Origin of the sequence: Microcoleus sp. S13_C3 (assembly GCF_036700905.1) — a bacterium.
Lineage (GTDB): Bacteria > Cyanobacteriota > Cyanobacteriia > Cyanobacteriales > Microcoleaceae > Microcoleus.
The window spans coordinates 1-1013 of sequence record NZ_JAUBPT010000370.1; the positions used below are offsets into that span (position 1 = coordinate 1).

Consider the following 1013-nt stretch of genomic DNA (forward strand, 5'->3'; position numbering starts at 1 on the left):
TCACGCTCGATCTCGGATGATTCACTTTTATCCCCTCAATCTGCCTATGTGCCAGTTGGGGTGCGGAATGTGGGTTTAATAGTTAAAAATTTTAATGGGCTAAAAAATTAACACTTATTATTAAGAGTTATCCAATTTTCGAGTCGAGGCGCGATAAATTATCTTTGCGCCCTCCGGTGGTGTCGATAGACAAAATGCTGAGCTCGACTCCCCAATTCGAGTGAACTCCACAAAGAAACTTTCCAATTTTCCTCAAGTCTCTACACAGCCCTTCTAGCTTCTGCCTTCGAGTGACGCCCCATCACCCCCAACTCCTTTCCGCCTGAGGGAAGTGAGTAAGAGACGGAGGTCGCCGACTGCGACTCTTGGTTACTCAACGCCTGGGTTAGGTTCTAAACCCCAGTGGTGTTTCAGAAAATGGCGGTACATGGTTTCTCGTAGCATCATTTGCTCGTAAAGCTTGACCAAAAACTCCTGAGCTTGTTCGCGGCTCATGTCACTTACCTGTGTTTTGAAGGAACACAGGCTAAATTGCTGTTCCAAAGACAATTCTGCTGGTTGGCTCATGACTTTGACTCCTCTGTAAGTAAAGGTGACTTAAAAGTGAACACCTGGATTAACCAGATTTGTAAGTTGTTTCAGCGATCGACAGTTGGTTTCGGGATGCCCGATGGCCCATCTGGCTTTAGTCTATATTACAAAAGGTAACAAATATTTGACAAAATTACCATCTGTCCTAGGAAATAACTTACTTAGGGATAGAGATGGCGAAATGCCTGCAAAAGTTCCTTCCGCAGGCATATACAAGTCTATCTACTTGTCAAGAGAAAAAAGGCTCAGTACGAACCAAAAGAATTGAAGCCCTTTATACCAAATCCGGCGGAGATTCTCTCGGCGGGGGGGAGAGCGGAAGAGGGGGAGAGGGGGAGAGGGGGAGCTTTCAGGGGTAGGTTTTTAATGATGACACCGGATTGGATAGTATAGAAACAGTGAGTTTTACACAGCTCCGGAGC

At 45.7% G+C, this 1013-nt stretch carries 1 protein-coding gene; it reads right to left on the reverse strand.

The genetic code is table 11. The features are described 5' to 3' along the window. Positions 1–369: 369 nt before the first annotated feature. Complete coding sequence (locus QUA16_RS36790; protein WP_006635253.1) at positions 370–567, reverse strand: NblA/ycf18 family protein; 198 nt, start codon at positions 565–567, stop codon at positions 370–372. Positions 568–1013 lie beyond the last annotated feature (446 nt).

Bases quoted from the DNA above. Each gene is read 5' to 3' on its own strand.
- QUA16_RS36790 (WP_006635253.1), bottom strand. From the start codon at position 567: ATGAGCCAACCAGCAGAATTGTCTTTGGAACAGCAATTTAGCCTGTGT.